We start from the raw sequence: 19,074 nt of genomic DNA, 5'->3' as shown, positions 1-19,074 counted from the left end.
AACTCTGGTTATCCCGGCTCTGTTGATGCAACTTGTCAAAAAATGGTTTGTTCTTTGGTGAATGCTCGCTATGATACGAGCAACATTTATTTGAATCTCAAGGAAAAATGCGGCCCGCCATTACTCTGTCTGCCACCTTGCTGATCATTACCCTATGCATCCTGGCACCGATCTTCATTCATGCGTACTCGGACTCAGTAAGTTTTTCATTAGAAAGTTTTTTTGAGGCAAGCTGGCCCTTTATTCTCATTGAATTTATCAGCCTTGGATTAACCGGGATCTTTCTCTACCTGTTTTTCAGTGGTTTCTAACCACCCGAACAGTAGTCTCACTCCGAATACCCAGCTCCCCTCCCCACCACCAGCGTGACGGCAGCTTTAGGCCTGTCCGATCAAAACAAATAGCCAGCCTCATAATGGTTAACAAATTCTCAGCAAGGAGTCGTGAATTAATCGAAACTGGGGTTATACTTTGATTGAGATCTTGGCGTTAGGAGGATGCTACATGGAGTTCAAGGAAGTTTTGGCAGAACATTTTCTGACCTTTTCGCGTGACCCACTGCCACACACTCAGATCGAGCAAGCTCTGCTACAGATCGGCGGTGGCGGTAATGAAGGAATGAAATTCAAAAAAGATATCATCGCAGCCGGAGGCTGGAGCCATACTGGCGTTGTATCCTTTGGGAAATATCCAGATGAGGCCTGTAAAGCGTTCAACAATGTAAGAGCCGCTCTCGAAAAAACCGAAGATCCCAAAGAGCTGATGAAAATTCTCACAGAGGGCTAATCTGCACGGCTCTGCCACAAAGCCTGCCTCGCGGCGGGCTTTGTCATCTGGGCTCTGCAGACATTGCAGATTTTCCTGTGCAATGGGCTATTTTTCGTCCGCTAAGGCACACGTTCTGTACTGCCCTTTCTCTACCCGAGAAGCTGATAACTCAGCAGGGCGGAAAATTGCCACATCCTCGTAAATTGCACCTGAAAAAAACCTGTTCATTATTATTCATCAAACAACGAAACCTCATGATAGCCATCGCAAACAGAAGGTTTCAGGAGCAGATTCAAAGTTGGAAACAGCAACAGAACCTAATGGGACTGCAAAAACTCCCTCAGGACTGCATTAAAGGTACCGGGCTGGTCGACCGGGGTCCCATGCCTGGAGTCTTCGATGACTCTGAGCTGGGCCTGTGGCATCAGTCTCACATACGCCTCTTTTTGCACCACCGGCGTATAATCCTCCTGGCCAGCTATCACCAGAGCCGGCAGCTCTAACTCGCCAAGGCGCTCTCGGGCGCTCCATTGAAGCATCTGGTCAAATACCGCCTGGTAAACCTTTTTATCGTTCTGACTCCAGCGCACCACAAACTGCCGACGCAGCTCGGTCTGGTTCGCTTGTGGAAACAGCTTTTGCGCCAGAATCGAGGCGATTCTCTCCATACTCAGCCAGCGAAGCATCATACGCCGGCTAAACAACGCAAACCTCTGGCGAACCGTATGTGGGCGAAACTCCACCAGGGTATTGACCAAAGTGAGGCTGCGGATCAGCTCGGGGCGCTCAAGAGCTGTCTGCAGTGCAACCATCCCCCGAGGGAGAGTCCCAGCAGGTGGACGGGCTCACAGGCTAAGTGTTCGATCAGCGTCAGGATATCTTGACTCATCTGTTCGATACTGTAAGGACCCGAAGTTTTATCCGATCGCCCATGGCCCCTTAAATCAACACAGATCACTCGGTAGTCATCACAAAATGCTTGCTGTTGAAGTTGCCAGTCCAGATGGCTGCCCCCCAGCCCATGCAGCAATATCAGCAGCGGTCCCTCGCCCTGCGACAAATAATAGAGATGGCTCCCCTGAAACGTCAGCCAACCCATTGGTTCTCCTCTTTCATCACTCTCAACTCTTTTTTGAGATGGAGCACTGACCGCGCTCAGGATTCGCCTCCACAGGCTGTGCGACAATATCACTCAGCTCATCTGCTCCCCCAACATACAGGCCCTCAATCCAGATCTGTGGCACTGTAATGGGGGTCTTAGGGCCGACAATTGGCTTCACCCGCGCCAACATCTCATACAGGGCTCTGGGACTGTGAATCACATCATGGTATTGATAATCAATGGCTGCATTGTCCAGATATCCCTTGGCCCGAACACAGTGAGGACAGTTGCTTTTACCAAACAGGTGGTTCCCTTCAAGAGTTGATTTCAGATCATAACTTTCGATCACCGCCTGAGTGAGTACTCCCCGGTTCAGTGCGTGCCCCTGAGAGATCACCCTGCCCTCAACCATCACGATCGGAGCATGCCAGCCCCCCTTAATCAGGGGTTTCCACCACTGGCTCAACCAATCACGCATCTCAAGCTCAACCGGGATCCCCTCTAACTCATTGTCCAGAGTATCCAGGATCACATCCTTAGTCAGGGAGCACTCTCCACAGGGGATCCTCACCCTAAAAGGCCCCCAGTGGCCGGCCCAGCGATAGACTGTGATCTGAACGGCTCGGTTTTCCATAACAGGCCCCTATCCTTTTGAGTCCATGCCTTTCCCCTATCTCACACCAAAACCCCAGGCTTGTCGAGAGTGAAAAAATCGGTAGTAACTTGCCGATAACCGGGTACCTCAACCGGATTCGGATATTTTTTCTTTGTTGGTGCGGTAGAGTTTGAACTTAGAGCATTTTCTCCATAGATGGAATCAATGCTGGAATTTTAATCTGCCCGGGCTGAACCTGGTGATCCGACTAACCCCAAAGTGCTCGAATCTGTTATCTGAGCAGAGCATAATCCTGATCATTGGCCTCAAACCCGCTTCATGGTAAGGTGCGGCCACTCTCAATTGATGTTTTACATAGAGCCAATCATGCCAAGAGCAAGTGAAATAAAAAAAGGAATGGCCGTCGAATACAAGGGAAAGCGGCTGCTGGTCAAGGATATTGATGTGCAGAGCCCCAGTGCTCGCGGCGCCTCGACCCTCTATAAAATGCGTTTTAGCGATGTTCAAAACGGAGGCAAGGTCGAAGAGCGCTTTAAAGGGGATGATATTCTCAACCTGATCGATCTGAGCCGCCATCCGGTGAGCTTCTCCTATATCGATGGCGATGAGTATATCTTCATGGATAACGAGGATTACACCCAATACGGCTTCAAGCAGCAGGATATCAGCGAAGAGCTGCTGTTTATCAACGAAGACACTCAGGGGTTACAGGTGCTGGTTGTTGAGGGAAGTGCGATCGGCCTTGAACTTCCCACCTCGGTTGAAATGACGATTAGCGAAACCGCCCCCTCCATCAAGGGTGCCTCTGCTACCGCGCGAACCAAGCCTGCCGAATTTTCAACCGGGCTGACCATTCAGGTTCCTGAATATATCGCCAGCGGCGAACGGGTCAAAATTCACACCCAGGAGAAGAAATTCATGGGGCGGGCTGACTAGTAACGCATAGCTCAATCGGTCGTGATCACCCGTCAATCACGACTGTTTGATGGATGCAGAGTTTTTGTGCCTTCAGCACATGTCCGGCCGTGAATGCTGCACATGGATGTGCGAATGTAGCGATAGCCAAGGAGGACATTAGCTACCTGCGGCCTGAGGGGATTGCTTGTCCAACCCCCTCTGACCTCCCAAGGTCACCTCTGAGTTTGCTTTACCTTCAAGTTTCAACTCCGCAGTAGTGCAGACGAACAATACGCCCATGTTCTGGTCGTCTTTTCACAGTGTCCATATCACTCTTCCTCTTCTTCATATTTGAAACTCTCGACGCGAATAGACAGGGCCCTAAATCCCCGTAAGCGAGCGCTGAGGCGAACCATTAAGGATTAAGGTTGAGCGATAGGGATATTGCGAGAGCTTAGTCATCACATGGATGTGATGTCTAAGTGGCGCCTCAATCCTTAGGTGAGTCGAGGATTCAGCGAGATCCGGGGCGCCCCGGGAGATGCACGCCGCTAACAACATCCATGTTTAACGCGGCATTCACACTTCCCTGTGTATCAGAGGTGTGGTGAGCGTATTCCTGCCATACATGGATGTATTAATGCCGTGAAAGGCAGGACGCCTAAGAACGGCCTCTTACCTGTCGCCGGTCAGCACCGGCATATGCAGCGTAGCTGCAAAGCACTCATCCACAGGATATGTTTGACTGCGGTTAGTTGATTTCGTGCCTTCTGCGCAACGTCCAGATATGGATGCTGACTAGAAGCGGTAGCCAAACCCCTGGCTGAAGATCAAAAATGCCGGTCAATGAGCCGACCGGCATTTTTAACTCTATGGATTCTCAGAGCTCACAAGCTATAGCGGTGAATTATTCGCTCAGGTAGATGCCATCCGCCTCAATTCGGATCAGCCGCTGCTTATAGAGGGATCCAATCGAATTCTTAAACACCTTTTTACTGATGCCAAATGCATCACGGATCGATTCAGGATCACTCTTATCATTGAGTGGCAGAAAACCATCATTGATCTCTAACCTGCGGATGATTGCCTGACCGACCTCATCCAGCCGCAGATAGCCCGGCTTCTCCAGGGTCAGATCAATCTTTCCATCATCGCGCACCTTCTTAATAAAGCCCTTGGTCCGATAGCCGCGCTTCACCCGGCGGAACAGTTCGTTCTCATACAATACGCCCCAGTGCTCACCATTGACGATCGCCTTATAGCCAAGCTCGGTCTTATCCGCGATCACCAGATCCACTGCCTCTCCCGGCACATAGGTCGCGGGCGTCTTGTCCAGGTAACGATCCACCTTAGTGGTCGCACACAGGCGCTCGCTGTTATCCAGATAGACATACACCAGATAGCTGCGCCCCTCTTCAAGGCTCTGCTTATATTCACCAAAGGGCAGTAACAGATCCTTATCCAACCCCCAATCCAGGAATGCGCCAACCTTGGTAAGAGACTTGACCCGCATCGAGGCAAACTCTCCCACACAAGCGCGGGGCTTTTGAGTGGTCGCGATCAGCATATCCTCTGAATCGAGATAGATAAAAACTTCAACACGCTGGCCAGGCTCACAGCCTTCGGGAACATAGCGTCGAGGGAGCAAGATCTCACCAAGCTGCTTGCCGTCGAGGTAAACCCCAAAACTCACCTCTTTGAGCACCGTCAGGGTGTTCATCTTTCCAATCTCAATCATGAGTCTGCCTTCTGTTGATTCTGAGCCTTTGTATAGGGTCGCGATTATAGCCCCTGATGGGATCAACTGGCCAGCCCTGCCACGAAAAGCCGTGCTCTTTTTCAGCGAACGGATACTTTAGAAGCAGTTAAAAATTCAGGAGCACCTGAATAAAGCTCCCAATAAATAAACTCACGGCATCAGGGAGGAATACATTAAAAACCATAATGCTTAGAAATCGACTGCGCCCGGGGATGAGAGTCGCTAAACTAGCGATGACATCTCTCCCTCTTCAGCTTACGGATTAACCGAACCGCCAGTCTCAAGGGGAGCGCCATCACAGAACATCACGCCAAAAATTGACAGCCCGGTCTTTTTTTCTATAACCTGAACCACTAATTCGAAATAAAAGAGCCATTCGAGTTCTTTTAACAGATAAGAAGATGTTACCAGGGTAAGCACTCAGGCTCTGAAAGAGTCACCCAAAAAGAAATATAAAGCTTACTTTTATTTATCCATCTCAATCGTGCTGAGGCATTCTTTTGTGACTGAACAGATTTTTCTATTATTAAAAAAATCAAAATCTATTATCGCCATAGAGCGGGATAATGCCTGGGAGCGTAAGCGTGTGAACAGGCTCATCGGCGAGGGCTACCGGATTGTCAGCCGTCTCAGCGCTGAAAATGATCAACAAGCGATCGCTAAATACCATGGCCAAAAGTGCCATAACCTGCCGATATTAATCGTGGTGGCGGTGCTGCTTATATTTACCCTTATTGCATCATTTCGCTTTATTAATTCAGGCTCAGATGGCTTCCTTCCCGACTTTGGCTACCGCTTTATCATCCAGCTTCGCCAGGGGACCAGCCTCAATACCGGATTTGATGAGTTCTGGCACCCCAAAGATCAGCGTCATCCACCCAAGAGTGATTTCGGACGTTACTGATCACCAGGGTTCCGCCCTGCTCGTTTGATCCGCTCCTCTCAAATCTGAAACTTTTTAGCCAAATATACGCATTCGAGTCGGCCACTCGGCCGGCTCATTGGCTACTATTGGATCAGAGTCCCAGGGTGGAGTATCCCCATGAGCGTCTCACAATCTGTATCCCTTGAAGCATTAACCGATTACTTTCGCGCCTTTTACGATGAAGATCAGGCCCGTGCCGAAGCCCGGGAGGCTTGGTATAACCTGAAACAGATGCGCCAACAGGGCTATATCGATGGCTGGTTCTTTGACCGACATGGCTATCTTGCTCTGGAGCCCAGCGGCTGGGTTGTTGAACGGTTTAGCAACAAGTAACTAAAACCAGCCATCTACACCTGTGCCTCTGCCCCTTAAACAACGCCTGGCTGTGAGCTATTTCACTGTTTAACTCCCCGAATATCCTCAATCCGGCCCCGTTAATGTAACATCGGGGTTACCATGTTGCACCGAAGTAAAAACAATGCCCCTTAAATCCCCGCTCTCTATCAAATCCTGGATACTCGCGATCGACATCATCCTGTTGATCACCCTGCTCAAGATGCTTCCCTTTGACCCCATGGTCACCAAGGGACTGAGCCTGCTGATCTTTATCGCCATCTTATGGCTGACCGAAGCGATCCATATCAGCATTACCGCTTTGCTGGTGCCGCTTCTTGGAGCCCTGCTCGGGATCTTTTCGGTCAAGTCTTCCCTGGCAAGCTTTGCTAACCCAATTATTTTCCTGTTCCTCGGTGGCTTTGCCCTGGCGGCAGCCCTGAGCCGACAAGCCCTGGATAAGGCGATCGCCGGTAAGTTAATTGCCCTCTCAAAGGGCAATCTCGGAGTCGCAACCCTTCTGCTGTTTGCCGTCACCGCCGCCCTGTCAATGTGGATCAGTAACACGGCAACGACCGCGATGATGCTCCCCCTTGCCTTGGGGCTACTCAGCCAGCTGGATGAGAAAAAGCAGCGCTCCACCTATGTGTTTGTGTTGCTGGGGATCGCATACTCTGCCAGTATCGGTGGTATCGGCACCCTGGTCGGTAGCCCCCCCAATGCCATCGCCGCCGCGCAGGCGGGTCTGGATTTCCTGCAGTGGATGGAGTTTGGGATCCCGGTCGTATTGGTAATGCTCCCCTGCATGGTGGTCATTTTGTACCTGCTCCTCAGGCCAGAGCTCTCCTCCCGCTTTGAGGTGACCTTAGAAAAATTTCACTGGACCCGGGAGCGAAAACTGACCCTCGCCATCTTCGCCCTGACGGTCTGCCTGTGGATCTTCTCCCGGCCTATCTCGCAGATGCTCGGTGGGATCAAGGGACTGGATAGCTTGACCGCCCTGCTGGCGATCGTGCTGCTTGGGATCACCCGCTGTGCCGAGTGGAAGGATGTGGATAAGGCCACCGACTGGGGCGTTCTGCTGCTGTTTGGCGGCGGCCTCACCCTGAGCGTGATCCTCAAGATCACCGGCACCTCGCTGTTTCTGGCGGAGCAGATCCGTACCCTGCTGGCAGAAGCAAACCTGTTCTGGGTGCTGCTGGTGATCACCGCCTTTGTGGTCGCACTCACTGAGCTTGCCAGTAACACCGCCAGCGCAGCCCTGCTGGTCCCGGTATTCGCTACCGTGGCCGAAGCCCTTGGGGTCTCCCCCATAGTGATGTCGGTGCTGATCGGGGTAGCCGCCTCCTGCGCCTTCATGCTGCCGGTGGCCACGCCTCCCAATGCCATCGTTTTTGCCAGTGGCCATATTCGTCAGCGGGAGATGATGCGGATGGGGATCGTGCTCAACCTGATCTGCACCCTGCTCCTCACCATCTTTGCTTACTTTGTGGGGAATATAGTGAACTAATTCGCTATTACCACCGCAAATCCATCGTTAAGCATAAAGAGCCCCAACCATGGTTTGGGCTCTTTAGTCCATTGGAAAAAGCTTACTTCTTTAAACGGATCTGCATTAAGGCATCATAAAGCATTGATTTATCACTACTCGACAAATTTTTTACCTTCATCTGCTGGAAAAATTGTGACCGCTCCTCTTGGGTAAAGGGTCCCTTCTGTTGCAAGTGAGCCTTGATTTTCAACACGATCTGATCACCGAGAGTGATCAGTGCAGGCCTAACAACCTTTACCAAATCCCTTGGCTGTTTGTCCATTGATTGTGGATCAGAGAGCCACTGAGCTCGATAACGATACTGGATCGCTTTGGCTGCATTGATCTGCGCTTTAAAAAATGCTGATATGGTTTGAGGATCCAACCCAGCTTGACTTGCCTGGGCCTGAGCCTTCTTTAACACCACAGCTTCGCGAGTGCTGTCCTCAATAGGTAGCTTATGCTGAGCTTTATATAGGGCGACATCCTGCATATAGGTCAACCGCTGATTAATCGCCTGAAATACACTCATATTTGCTCCCTGTGCAAATGCAATAGGCGCAAAAACGAACAAAACAGACAACAATAGAATACGCTTCATAATCAAAAAGCACTCCTTTTTAAATCTCATTAAGTCAATTGAGATGGACATTCTAGCTTAACAAAGCATTATAACTATCAAATATTGAATAATCCCGGGTACGGTTGAAATTGGGTGTTAAATTGCCTCTAATTAGAAAACCAGACAGGCATCAGCCCTCAGACTTGAACAAAGGAATAACATGAACCCTATCATCGAAATGATCTCCACCGGAGATGAAGTCCTGAGCGGGCTCATCGTGGATAGTAATGCAGCCTGGCTTGCCCGAACCCTGCTCGATGAGGGGCTGGAGATGAGTCGCCGCTCCACCGTGGGCGATGAACTCAGTGCATTGATCGACCTGTTTAATGAACGAAGCCTGCTGGCTGATATCATCATAGTGAACGGCGGTCTGGGCCCCACCGAGGATGATCTGACTGCCGAGGCGGCTGCGAAGGCCGCAAATCTTGAGCTGGTTGAGGACAGTCGCTGGCTCGAAGAGCTTGAAACCTTCTACCGGGACAGGGGCCGAGTCATGCCCGTGAGTAACCGTAAACAGGCGCTGCTTCCCGAAGGAGCAAAACTCATCGATAACCCCTGTGGAACCGCCTGTGGCTTTAGCCTCAAGCTTAACCGGGCGACGCTCTTTTTTACCCCGGGAGTGCCCTCAGAGTTCTTTGAGATGATCGAGCATCAGATCCTGCCGGCGATTCGCCAGCAAAGCGAGCTGACACAACAGACCCGGTTGCGCCGCTACTACAGTTTTGGCCTCTCTGAGTCCTGGCTCAGTGATCAGTTTAAAGACCATCTGTGGCCCGAGGGAGTCACCCTGGGTTATCGCTCCGACCTCCCCACCATAGAACTCAAGCTGATCGCCAGGGGGCTTGATGATCCCAAACTTGCCCTGGATCAGAGCGAAGCCTTTCTGGCACAGAAGCTGGGACACTACCTGATGGGAAGCGGCGATACTCCCAGCATGGGGGGCTGGTTTAACCAGCAGCTGGATAAGCACAGTGTATGTGTGATCGAGAACTTTAGCGGCGGCCTGCTGACTCAGGCCCTGAGCGAGGGTGAATATCTCAAGCATGGCAGCTGGCTGCCAGCCCTCCCCGTTGAGCTGGAACAGCTTGCAAGCCTGGCCCGCCAACAGTTTTCCGGCCTGGGCTGTCAATACCTGCTACTGGTTGGAACATCCAGCCTGGGAAGAGAGACCGATGGCGTCAGCATTGCGCTGGTGACCCGGGAGCAATTTTGGGGTAAAAACCTGCGCATCGGTCGCTGGCCCCATCCATTGATGCAGCAGCTCATCACGATGGCAGCTCAGGATCTGCTCCGCCGCCACCTGCAAAATGCCGAGGTCCTGGCCAACTACCACAACCTGGAAACACTCGATAGCCTGGAGCTTTGCCTCAGCTAATCGATTGTTTGGCAAAGCATCACCCCGGGACAACCAAGGGGGCCATCTATCGTTACGGCCCCTTAGCCTTAGCCGCTTGCCTTGATCCCATCGAGCCACCGCAGGGTGCGGCTGTTGGTCACCCGGCTGCCACTGGGCAAGCTCCAGCCCTGCTGGTAGACAAATACCCGCTTACGCCCCAGGGTATCACGGGCGATAACCACCGGCTGATCTTCAAGCTTCCCCTGGTGGAGCAATCGCCACCCCTTACCGGCACAGGAGATCCCAAGAGCAGACTGAAGAGCATCTGAGCCAACAATCACCAGGGTCACCAGCAGTGCAGCACCAAATAACCAGTAGGAGTAGAGATCGACCCAGCTCGGAGCCACATAATAGAGCAGGACCGCGACAATCGCGCCATGCAACAGGGAGCTCATCACTAAAGAGAAAAGCCGCTGTAGGAGTGAAACAGATAGATCTTTCTTGGTCATCGACAATCCAAAGATAAATTTCCAAAGATAAAAAGAGGGAATGCCCCTGAATGTAACGGGCATTTTACTATCTATTTACACCGGGTAAAACCTCTTCAATCACAGCTTCCGGTGAATAGAGCTGCGCCCTTGTAGAGGGGAGAGAACAGATAGAAGGGTCGCTCTTTACTATATAGATCCGCTTTGAGCACATGGACGTTGTGACGGAAGATGTAGAACCCCACCAGGGGAACATCCATCTCATTATCCGGGAGTTGAGTCACAATGAGGGTATGCTCCCTGGGCTCATTGGTGCCATGCTTGACCTCAATTTTACCCTGACCAACCGCAAGGGAGCTCAGAAGGGTCGTCACATCTCCCTCCCGATCACTCAGGGTTGCACTGAGATCCATCGCCTTAGGTAGTTCCAGATTGAGCGTCAGTTGATTGGATGAGTCCTTTTGCTCTGCCCCACTACAGTGTAAAAAATTGCCATGTGCCAACATGGGGACAAAAGTAAACAACAACACACATACTCGTCTCATGACACACCCTCCATGGCATACACCCCAAGTATAGCCATTAAAGAAGAGTGTCTATTGAGCACATATCAATCAGCTCCTTGGCGGAAATGAGCCCTGGCTCAAAAAACAACAATGGGATTTACACAAATAGCCAGCTTCGGGCTAGCATGAGCAGTCAGCCTTCAACCAGACCGAGGAAAACCATGTCTCGTCCAATTATTATCGATTGTGATCCTGGTCATGATGATGCCATCAATCTGATCCTTGCTTTTGCCAGCCCCGAGCTATCGACCCTTGCGGTCACAACCAGTGCCGGAAACCAGACCCAGCCCAAGACCCTGAATAATGCCCTGCGTATCCTGACTCTGTTAAAGCGCACAGATATCCCGGTTGCCTCGGGAGCGAGCAAACCTCTGCTCCGCGATCTCATCATCGCCGACTCTGTGCATGGTGAATCGGGGCTGGATGGCCCCATTCTTCCCGAGCCAGGCTTCGACCCCGAGCCACTGCATGCCGTGGAGTTGATGGCACAAAAAATATGTAACTCCCGGGAACCGGTCACCCTGGTACCCACCGGCCCCCTGACCAATATCGCCCTGCTACTGGCGACCTACCCTGAGCTTCAAACCAATATTGAGCGGATTGTGCTGATGGGTGGAGCCGGAGCGGCTCTCGGGAACTGGACCCCGGCGGCTGAATTCAATATCTATGTCGATCCGGAAGCCGCCAAGGCGGTCTTCGAGTCGGGGATCCCGATTACCATGTGCGGCCTGGATGTCACTCACAGGGCACAGATCCATGAGCATGAGATCAGCATGATCCGCGAGATCGGTAACCCGGTCGCCCGGATAGTGGCCGACCTTCTCGACTACTTCTGCATCTACCACAAGGATCCCAAGTGGGGCTTTGATGGAGCGCCTCTGCACGATCCCTGCACCATCGCCTGGTTGCTGGCCCCCGAGATCTTTACTACCCAGGAGTGCTGGGTGGGCGTGGAAACAACCGGTGAATTAACTCGTGGTATGACAGTCGTAGACTACTACAATCTGACCGCTAACCCGGCAAATTGTGAGCTGGTCGTTGATGTGGATCGCCTGCAGTTTGTAAACCTGCTGCTCGAGCGTCTCAAATTCTATAATTAGCCCCCTGTTAAAGCGCAGTGTCGTCCCATGATGACACTGCGGTGCTATTTTTCCCTTCACAATTATTGCAACTGAACGGTTAGTGATTACAATTGCACCTCGGCAAGGTGGCCGTATTCCGGGCATGAGGCCTTTCATTGTTATCGGACACCCTATGCTCTCCTCCAGCCTCAGCTCACTCAATTATCAGGATGCCTTTAACGGGATCGATTGCCTGCTGGTTCAATTTCAGCCGATCTGGCGTGAATCCCCTTTTACTCAGGATCACCCGAGCTGGCTAAGCGATCATGGCGAGCTTGCCGATGCACTGCAAAATCTCAGTGATGATGAGCTTGAAGAGCTCGAAGATGAATCTAATCTCATCGCCTGGACTCAAAACTTCCTGCCCGAGCTGGCGCTGTTAGAGAGATGGCAAATCGCTCCTGGCCAGGCTCCCCTGCTATCAGCTCCCAAATTCAGTGATGTGGGGATCCCGGGCCGCAAGCTTACCCAGATCATGAGTTTTACCTCGGCAGTCACAGCTGGCAAGTCTCCAGCAGGCCCGATTATTGACTGGTGCTCAGGCAAGGGTCACCTGGCGCGTCAACTTCACTTTGCTAGCCGGCAAAGGGTGTTGGCGCTTGAGTATGATCCCAAACTGTGTGAGCAGGGCACCTTGCTGAATCAGCAGCAACAGGCAGATGTCAGCCTCATCAAGCAGGATGTGCTTGACCCAGCTCTGAGCCTGGATAATTCGAAAGTCAGCTTACATACCGCCCTGCACGCCTGTGGTGATCTGCACAAGGCCATGCTCAGCCATGCCTGCCGGCACCATGCACCGCAGATAGCGCTCTCCCCTTGCTGCTATCACCTGACCAAAGAACCGCACTACCAGGCTCTTTCCAGGGCCGGACAGAACTCTGAATTAACCTTAACCCGTTCACAGCTGCGCCTGGCGGTGATGGAAACAGTAACCGGAGGGGAGCGGGTCAAACGGCTGCGCCAACAGGAGCTCCTGTGGCGAACCGGCTATGATCTGCTGCAGCGTCAGCTCACCGGATGTGACCGATATCAGCCGACCCCCTCAATCAATAAGGCCCAGCTATCCGGCACTTTTGAGGACTATTGCATCAAGATGGCCCACTGGCAGCAGCTTTCCCTGCCGGGAGAAGTGGACTTCCAGGATATTTTACATAGGGCCGGGCAGAAACTCGCCCGCATTCAACGCCTCGAGAAGGCGCGTCTTGGCTTTCGAAAAGCCTTGGAGTGGTGGCTGCTGCTGGATAGGGTCCTCTATCTTGAGGAGCAGGGTTACCGGGTTGAGATGAGCCAGTTCTGTGAACGGGGAATCACCCCCAGAAATACCCTGATCCAGGCCTGGCGCGATTAGGCGCTCTCCCAGGCTAAGCCGGCCGGAGCTGCTTCCCCCTGAAGCTTGCCAGGGCCCGGCATAATACCGTGCCCTGGCGAATTTAGTGATTGTCGATACCTGTCCTTGAGCTTAACTCCCACGCAAACACTTGTATCGGTCGAAGTCTTTGAGGTTATCTTTTAGATCCAGGCTTTGTAAGCCCTGATTAAACTTCTCACGTAATCCTTGGCTATCCTGGTTGATTTTATGAAAAATCATTTTGTACTCGTTAGTTTGAAAGGGCTTATCCGCAAAGGTGAGGATCTCTTTTTTGTCAGGGAAGTGTTTGTCGATGAGATACAAGCCAACGCAGCGATCCAAGGGAGCCAGATCTATCTTGCCGGCAAGTAGGCTCATCAGGATCTCCAGATCGGTTTTATGATTACTGACCTTGATCACCCCATTCTTCCTGGCTCGCTCCAGATCCTTTCCGTAATAGTAGCCAAGAGTCATCCCTACCCTGAGTCCATGCAGCTCTTTAAAGCCGCTCCACTCAAATTGCTTGGATGCTGTCGATTTCTTGTAAAAAAATACCCCCTCACCAACCACTATGGTATCGCTAAACCAGTAATCTTCGGCCCGCTGCTGGCTCCATACCCAGCCCGGTGATGCATCCCACAGCCCCATCTTGACCAGCTTGGCGGTACGCTTCCAGGGAAAATAGCCATACTCGACCTTAAGCTCCTGAGTCCCAAAGGCAGAAGTTACGATATGGGATAGCAGCCCCTGGTTGGGAAGGGTCTTCGATAGATAGGGGGGATAGTCCCCACTGGCAATACGCACCGTATTACCAGCAGCAGTTATGCCAGCACTCCAACTCAGTGCCAGGATCAGGATAGTAAGCCGGATACACATAGCAACTCCGGGGAGGGTTCATCTACCTGTGATGATAGAATAAATCTGGAAATCTGCACTTCCCCTCGCTGTGTACTCAGCAAGAGGAGAGAGCATAATACAAGACCCGCTGAAAGCTTCACTGACTCCTCATCATTCTGCTTAACCGGCCGATAAAAAAGACAGAACGGTGACATTTTTCAGGAATAGATAATGCACTGTTTTAAGTAGACAGGAAGCGGATGAATGTTACAGAAGGCGGATTAAAATGAAACAGGTTTCAACACGACAGGCTTTAGAGTTTGAGCATCGTTTGAATCCTCAAGTTCAAACCGGCTCCATCTCACTAGCTAACGAAACAATCAGTGCGCTCATTGAGGCCCTTGATCAGACCCGACAGGTCGCATTCGTCAACCTCCTGGATGCCCTGGGGGAGTCCTGGGTGCTCAATCATCAGGGGTTACTCAAAGAGTTACAGCAAGGTCATTGGAAAAAAGCATCCTGGATGGTGATGTGCAGCCCGCTGGCCGACATCTGCCCCGGGCGGGCCTACCGCATCGCATCCGCAATTGCCGATGCCAACCTGAGTGAATATCTCAGCGCTAGCTAGGGGCTGTTGCTCGCAACCACTATTGTCCGGCCGCAGACTGCGGGTCAGGAGGACTGCTCACCCAGTCCCCCTAACAACCCGAGGGTGCCCCGGACCTCGCTAAACTCTAACCTCTCCTGATAATTCAGGCTTCGCTTAGACGCAACCTCCCTGTCGCGGCTAAGCTCTCGCGGCATCCTTGCCGCTCAACCTTCATCCTCTACGGCTCGCCTCGGCGTTCGTCACGGGGAGTGGAAACCATCTCTTCGATTCAGCTACAAAGATGCTCATAGAGAGTCCTTTGAAGTTTAATTTTTTCGAGGCATGGACGCCGAGCCGCGTAGCTCTGTAAAGGGATTGACAGTGCGCAGCGAGGTTTTGCCTACTTTTGACAATACAAAAGTAGGGCGCTGTAGGGCGCCCCCGACATCCCAGTGACGGTAGCCACAAATAGTCATCCACAGGATAAAAAAGGCTGCAGCTTGACCTACGGTCAGCTAATTTGTGCCTGCGGCACAGTGTCCTCCCGCGGACAGCGGGAAAAGGGTATTGCTTGTCCAATACCCTCTTCACTCCCAAGGACACCCCGGTATTTACTCTATCCTCATGTTTCAAGTTCGCAGAGGTACAGGCAAACAGTACGTCCATGTACTGGTTGTCTTTTCGTGGCATCCTTGCCACTCACCCTTTGCTCCTACTTGAAACCCTCTGCGCAAATAGACGGGGCCCTACTTCCCTCCGTGAGCGAGTGTTGAGGAGAATTATAAATCCACTATTTTTGTTTTCGAGGCAGGATGCCGAGCACCGCAGCTTGATGGAGGGACTCATCACGTGGAGGAAGCTTTTGATTACTTTTGGCGGTTCAAAAGTAATGTGCTGCCGGCACCCCGGCAATCATGCAGCGAAGCTGCAAACCATAAAACCCAGCTAAGCGCTATGGATAATAACGCTTAGCTACAGCCAGGTTAACGCTCCTCATCATCCTGCGCCATATACGCCCGTGATGAGCAAAACGGCGTTGGCGGGATCGCAGGCTCGGTCACCAGCACCTTTTGCTGATGCTCGTGGCAGGCCGCCATCTTGCGGGTCACCCGTTTCACCAACACAAACCCAAGCACACCAAAAACCACTGAGCCCACCGCCTGGCCCATCAGCACGCCCACAGCGCCCCCAGCAGCCCCCCCACATAGGCAAAGGGGATGGTACCAATGGTCGCCTTGCCCACATTGAGTGCCGTCGACCAGGTGGGTCGATTGAGGTTGTTAAAGGCCGCATTGGCGACAAACAGGGCGCCGTTAAACATAAAGGTAATGGCGATAAAGCTACAAAAGACAGCGAGCAGGTGGGCCGACTCGCCGTGGAGGCTAAAGGCCGATATCAGCAGCCCCTGCCCCAGGTACAGGATAACCGACACTCCGACACAGTAGAGGGCACAGAAGATCATCGCATCTCGCAGCGCTCCGGAGACCCGATCCCACTTTTCGGCGCCAAAGTTCTGGCCAATAATGGGACCTATCGCCCCGGAGAGTGAAAAGATCAGCGCAAAGGCCACCGGCATCAGGCGACCGATCACCGCATAGCCCGCCACAAAATTATCGCCAAAGTGAGCAATATAGGAGGTGATAAAGGCATTACCCACCGGGGTCGCGACATTGGTCAAAATTGCCGGCACCGCAATCACGGCGACCAACTTAAAGTGCTCGGCAAAGAGCTTACGCTCAGGTTTTGACAAAAACTGGTGATGCCGGGCCAGGCTATAAAAAGCCACTCCCAAGACGGCGCAGCGCGCAATCACCGAGGCGGTTGCCGCCCCCTGTACTCCCATAGACAGGCCAAAGATAAAGATGGGGTCTAAGATCGCATTGACAAATCCTGCTACCAGGGTGGAGTACATGGAGCGCTTGGCATCCCCCAGCGCTCTGAGGGTCGCACCGGCAGACATGCCGATCGCCAGCACAGGGGCGCTTGGCAACATGATAATCAGGTACTCTTTGGCCTTGACTGCAGCCTCCCCTTGGCGCCGATCATCGCCAATAGTTCAGGGAGAAAAAACAGCATCAGGGCCGCAACCACACAACCTGTGATAAAGGAGAACACAAACACGCTGGAGGCAACCCGGATCGCTTTTTGTCGATCACCGGAGCCGATCGCCCGCGAGACCAGGGCACCCTGGGCAATTGAGATCCCGATTGACACTGAGGTTGAAAAAAACAGCAAGGTTCCGGCAAAGCCAATCGCTGCTGCCAGCTCAACCTGCCCCAGCAGGCTGATAAAATACATATCCAGCAGATCAACCAAAAACAGCGCCATTAACCCGGTTGCCCCGGTACTCGCCATCACTACAACATGCCGCATAGTCGAGCCAGAGATAAAGCGGGCATCCGTTGACATATATGATCCTCAAAAAATGGTTACAGCCACTCTCCAAGTATGAAGGGGCTCGAATGAGAGTCAACCAGAGACGGTTCCGGTCAACGCCACAGTATGCCATATTTGAACGATGGCCCACTCCCTTCACACACAGGGGCCAAAAAGGGAGGTTCAGAGTTGATCATTCCCCAGAGTGTGGTAAAAATGCCTAGTTTGATAAAACTGAGTTGAGAGAGCTGTTGCGATGCAGATTACAATCGATGCCGAGTTATTGGCAGACTTTCTAAGTGGGATCCTGGGCGATGATCATGAGGTTGCGATCCACGATCTCTCCAATGTCGAAAGCTCACTCAAGGTGATCCGTAACGGCTGGATCACCAAACGCGAGGTCGGCTCTCCGGCCACCGATTTGGCATTGATGATGGCAAAAGAACAGAACAGTCCGGCCTGTAAACTCAACTACAGCAGCAAGACTCAGGATGGCCGCTCCCTTCGCTCCTCCTCCCTCATCCTTCCAAGAGAGAGTGGCGCTGCGCTGATGGTCTGCATCAACTCAGATGATCAGCGCTACTATCGTGCCCTGGAGGCGGTAAAAGAGCTGCTTCCCAAGGCCCCGGATCAGCAGCACCTGGAGGTTCTGGCCAACAATGTGGAAGAGGTCGGGATGGACATTCTCCGCGAGGAGCTCCGCCAATATGGCAGCCAGCCCGAAAAGCTGCTCAATGAAGAGAAGAGCCAGATTGTTCGCGAGCTGGATAAGCGCGGCCTTTTCATGATCAAGGGGTTTATCTCCAACGTCGCTTCCATTCTGGATATCTCTGAGCCGACCCTGTATCGCTATCTGAAAAGATAATCCCCTACCGGGCTTCTCCCTAAGAGGGAAATAGCTTCTGGGCAATCAGGGTGGCAAAGCGGCCCCGGATCGGCAGCCCGGCGGCATCAAGCCGGTGAAGGTTACCAAAGTTTTCATTGTATTCCTGAATAGCCCAGCCCGCATTTTGATAGGCCCGGAGCAGCTCCCCGGGCTGAAACACCGAGCGAAAATGAGCAGGCCAGCTCATTCCAGGGGTCTGAATCGGGCAAACGATGAGATGCAATCCCCCGGGCCGGGTCGAGGATTGAGCCTGACCAAGGGTATGCCACACCCGCAGTGGATCAAGAAACTGCAGCACCACATTCAGCAGCACCAGATCATACTTCTTATTGAGGCGGATCTGCTCCAGATCGGCCCCTTCGACCACAATATTATCGATCGTCTCGCGATCTATGATATTGGATAAGATATTGAGCTGCTTTGAGTCGATATCCAGGGCCCGGATGTTATGGCCAAACTGAGAAAGATAAAGACTGTTGCGCCCGCGCCCACAGCCCAGATCAAGCACATCAAGGCTTGTCTGCGAATCCAATCGATTTCTCAGAATTTTTTCATTAAGGCGAATCACTTCTGAGTGAGGCTTGGTCAGCTGATATTTCTCATGAAAATAGTGCTCAGGATGACAGTAAAGCTCGAGCAGGCCCTGCACCTCACCCTCCGCCGAGGAGCTCCGATAACTCACACCGGGGGGTATTATCAGGGATTGATCGCCTTGAAGCCTCAACTCCTCCCTGATGTTTCCCTCCCCGTCGAGCAGCTCTACCTTGAGAGCACCGGAGCGCAGTTTAAGCCTGCCCCAGATCCCGGGTTTGAGTGGTTCCGCTTTAGCATCGGTAAGCCCGGATAATTTCAGGGTCTGGCATTTCAAATAGTTTTCGGGAATTTGCAGTTCAAACAGCACCTGTCGTACTCCTGCCAATGTCAATCTGACACGATTTAAAGTTGCATTTAATATACATCTTTAATACCTCATG

The 19,074-nt window shown here is 52.2% G+C and carries 21 protein-coding genes and 2 pseudogenes; 11 read left to right on the top strand and 12 right to left on the bottom strand.

From position 1 onward, the window contains the following. Positions 1 to 107 precede the first annotated feature (107 nt). The gene (locus DB847_RS09780) at positions 108 to 311 is read left to right on the top strand and encodes a hypothetical protein (protein WP_108650514.1); all 204 of its coding nucleotides are present in this window, start codon (positions 108 to 110) and stop codon (positions 309 to 311) included. 160 nt (positions 312 to 471) lie between these two features. Then, positions 472 to 786 carry a hypothetical protein gene (locus tag DB847_RS09775; RefSeq protein ID WP_234418545.1) on the top strand — a complete coding sequence of 105 codons (315 nt, stop codon included), beginning with the start codon at positions 472 to 474 and terminating at the stop codon, positions 784 to 786. 299 nt (positions 787 to 1,085) lie between these two features. Here DB847_RS09775 and DB847_RS26360 read toward each other — a convergent pair. Continuing rightward, a pseudogene (locus tag DB847_RS26360) lies at positions 1,086 to 1,867 on the bottom strand (alpha/beta fold hydrolase). Positions 1,868 to 1,889: 22 nt separating this feature from the next. Next, on the bottom strand, positions 1,890 to 2,504 hold the full coding sequence (locus tag DB847_RS09760; RefSeq protein ID WP_108650510.1) for a glutaredoxin domain-containing protein: 615 nt from the start codon (positions 2,502 to 2,504) through the stop codon (positions 1,890 to 1,892). Positions 2,505 to 2,852: 348 nt separating this feature from the next. Here DB847_RS09760 and efpL point away from each other — a divergent pair, with 348 nt between their 5' ends. Continuing rightward, positions 2,853 to 3,422, top strand: a complete 570-nt coding sequence (gene efpL, locus DB847_RS09755; RefSeq protein WP_108650509.1) for an elongation factor P-like protein EfpL — start codon at positions 2,853 to 2,855, stop codon at positions 3,420 to 3,422. Positions 3,423 to 4,290: 868 nt separating this feature from the next. Here the strand turns inward: efpL and DB847_RS09750 are convergent. Beyond that, positions 4,291 to 5,121: a CvfB family protein gene (locus tag DB847_RS09750; RefSeq protein WP_108650508.1), complete on the bottom strand. Its 831-nt coding sequence runs from the start codon at positions 5,119 to 5,121 to the stop codon at positions 4,291 to 4,293. 523 nt (positions 5,122 to 5,644) lie between these two features. On the opposite strand from DB847_RS09750, the gene DB847_RS09745 reads away from it, so the two are divergent. From DB847_RS09745 to DB847_RS09735, 3 genes are all read left to right on the top strand, one after another. Beyond that, complete coding sequence (locus tag DB847_RS09745; RefSeq protein ID WP_159084517.1) at positions 5,645 to 6,046, top strand: hypothetical protein; 402 nt, start codon at positions 5,645 to 5,647, stop codon at positions 6,044 to 6,046. A gap of 138 nt (positions 6,047 to 6,184) precedes the next feature. Continuing rightward, complete coding sequence (locus DB847_RS09740) at positions 6,185 to 6,400, top strand: hypothetical protein (protein WP_108650506.1); 216 nt, start codon at positions 6,185 to 6,187, stop codon at positions 6,398 to 6,400. 145 nt (positions 6,401 to 6,545) lie between these two features. Then, a complete protein-coding gene (locus DB847_RS09735; protein ID WP_108650505.1) occupies positions 6,546 to 7,910 on the top strand; it encodes an SLC13 family permease in 1,365 nt (454 codons plus the stop codon). Between the two features lie 82 nt (positions 7,911 to 7,992). On the opposite strand, the gene DB847_RS09730 is transcribed toward DB847_RS09735, so the two are convergent. Next, positions 7,993 to 8,532 (bottom strand): chorismate mutase, encoded by a 540-nt coding sequence (locus DB847_RS09730; RefSeq protein ID WP_234418607.1) that lies wholly within the window; start codon positions 8,530 to 8,532, stop codon positions 7,993 to 7,995. A 181-nt stretch (positions 8,533 to 8,713) separates the two neighbouring features. Here DB847_RS09730 and DB847_RS09725 point away from each other — a divergent pair, with 181 nt between their 5' ends. Then, positions 8,714 to 9,928 carry a CinA family nicotinamide mononucleotide deamidase-related protein gene (locus DB847_RS09725; protein ID WP_108650503.1) on the top strand — a complete coding sequence of 405 codons (1,215 nt, stop codon included), beginning with the start codon at positions 8,714 to 8,716 and terminating at the stop codon, positions 9,926 to 9,928. 68 nt (positions 9,929 to 9,996) lie between these two features. Here DB847_RS09725 and DB847_RS09720 read toward each other — a convergent pair whose 3' ends face one another. Beyond that, the gene (locus DB847_RS09720; protein ID WP_108650502.1) at positions 9,997 to 10,398 is read right to left on the bottom strand and encodes a hypothetical protein; all 402 of its coding nucleotides are present in this window, start codon (positions 10,396 to 10,398) and stop codon (positions 9,997 to 9,999) included. Positions 10,399 to 10,493: 95 nt separating this feature from the next. Then, positions 10,494 to 10,922: a hypothetical protein gene (locus DB847_RS09715; RefSeq protein WP_159084515.1), complete on the bottom strand. Its 429-nt coding sequence runs from the start codon at positions 10,920 to 10,922 to the stop codon at positions 10,494 to 10,496. A gap of 182 nt (positions 10,923 to 11,104) precedes the next feature. Between DB847_RS09715 and rihA the strand changes: the two genes are divergently transcribed. Next, the gene (gene rihA / locus DB847_RS09710) at positions 11,105 to 12,043 is read left to right on the top strand and encodes a pyrimidine-specific ribonucleoside hydrolase RihA (protein WP_108652949.1); all 939 of its coding nucleotides are present in this window, start codon (positions 11,105 to 11,107) and stop codon (positions 12,041 to 12,043) included. Positions 12,044 to 12,167: 124 nt separating this feature from the next. Continuing rightward, positions 12,168 to 13,412, top strand: coding sequence for a methyltransferase (locus tag DB847_RS09705; RefSeq protein ID WP_108650500.1), 1,245 nt, complete (start codon positions 12,168 to 12,170; stop codon positions 13,410 to 13,412). 111 nt (positions 13,413 to 13,523) lie between these two features. Here DB847_RS09705 and DB847_RS09700 read toward each other — a convergent pair whose 3' ends face one another. Continuing rightward, on the bottom strand, positions 13,524 to 14,288 hold the full coding sequence (locus DB847_RS09700) for a substrate-binding periplasmic protein (RefSeq protein ID WP_108650499.1): 765 nt from the start codon (positions 14,286 to 14,288) through the stop codon (positions 13,524 to 13,526). Positions 14,289 to 14,535: 247 nt separating this feature from the next. On the opposite strand from DB847_RS09700, the gene DB847_RS09695 reads away from it, so the two are divergent. Continuing rightward, entirely contained in the window at positions 14,536 to 14,877 is a 342-nt protein-coding gene (locus DB847_RS09695) for a hypothetical protein (RefSeq protein ID WP_108650498.1), read from the top strand. Between the two features lie 44 nt (positions 14,878 to 14,921). On the opposite strand, the gene DB847_RS26010 is transcribed toward DB847_RS09695, so the two are convergent. The 4 genes and pseudogenes from DB847_RS26010 to DB847_RS26830 all read right to left on the bottom strand — a co-directional run. Then, positions 14,922 to 15,053: a hypothetical protein gene (locus tag DB847_RS26010; protein WP_267897752.1), complete on the bottom strand. Its 132-nt coding sequence runs from the start codon at positions 15,051 to 15,053 to the stop codon at positions 14,922 to 14,924. A gap of 768 nt (positions 15,054 to 15,821) precedes the next feature. Beyond that, positions 15,822 to 16,007: a hypothetical protein gene (locus DB847_RS24930; RefSeq protein ID WP_199911790.1), complete on the bottom strand. Its 186-nt coding sequence runs from the start codon at positions 16,005 to 16,007 to the stop codon at positions 15,822 to 15,824. Then, on the bottom strand, positions 16,007 to 16,681 hold the full coding sequence (locus DB847_RS26835; protein ID WP_456073092.1) for an MATE family efflux transporter: 675 nt from the start codon (positions 16,679 to 16,681) through the stop codon (positions 16,007 to 16,009). The genes DB847_RS24930 and DB847_RS26835 overlap by 1 nt, the downstream gene beginning before the upstream one ends. A gap of 78 nt (positions 16,682 to 16,759) precedes the next feature. Then, positions 16,760 to 17,136 (bottom strand): annotated as a pseudogene (locus DB847_RS26830) (MATE family efflux transporter); the annotation flags it as partial. A 334-nt stretch (positions 17,137 to 17,470) separates the two neighbouring features. Between DB847_RS26830 and DB847_RS09685 the strand changes: the two are divergent. Next, the gene (locus tag DB847_RS09685; protein ID WP_108650497.1) at positions 17,471 to 18,079 is read left to right on the top strand and encodes a helix-turn-helix transcriptional regulator; all 609 of its coding nucleotides are present in this window, start codon (positions 17,471 to 17,473) and stop codon (positions 18,077 to 18,079) included. A 19-nt stretch (positions 18,080 to 18,098) separates the two neighbouring features. On the opposite strand, the gene DB847_RS09680 is transcribed toward DB847_RS09685, so the two are convergent. Then, positions 18,099 to 19,001, bottom strand: a complete 903-nt coding sequence (locus DB847_RS09680) for a methyltransferase domain-containing protein (protein WP_159084514.1) — start codon at positions 18,999 to 19,001, stop codon at positions 18,099 to 18,101. Positions 19,002 to 19,074 lie beyond the last annotated feature (73 nt).

Source organism: Dongshaea marina (assembly GCF_003072645.1).
In the GTDB taxonomy this organism is placed as follows: domain Bacteria; phylum Pseudomonadota; class Gammaproteobacteria; order Enterobacterales; family Aeromonadaceae; genus Dongshaea; species Dongshaea marina.
The sequence above is the reverse complement of the archived record's forward strand: the minus strand, read 5'-3'. Positions and strand labels throughout refer to the sequence as shown.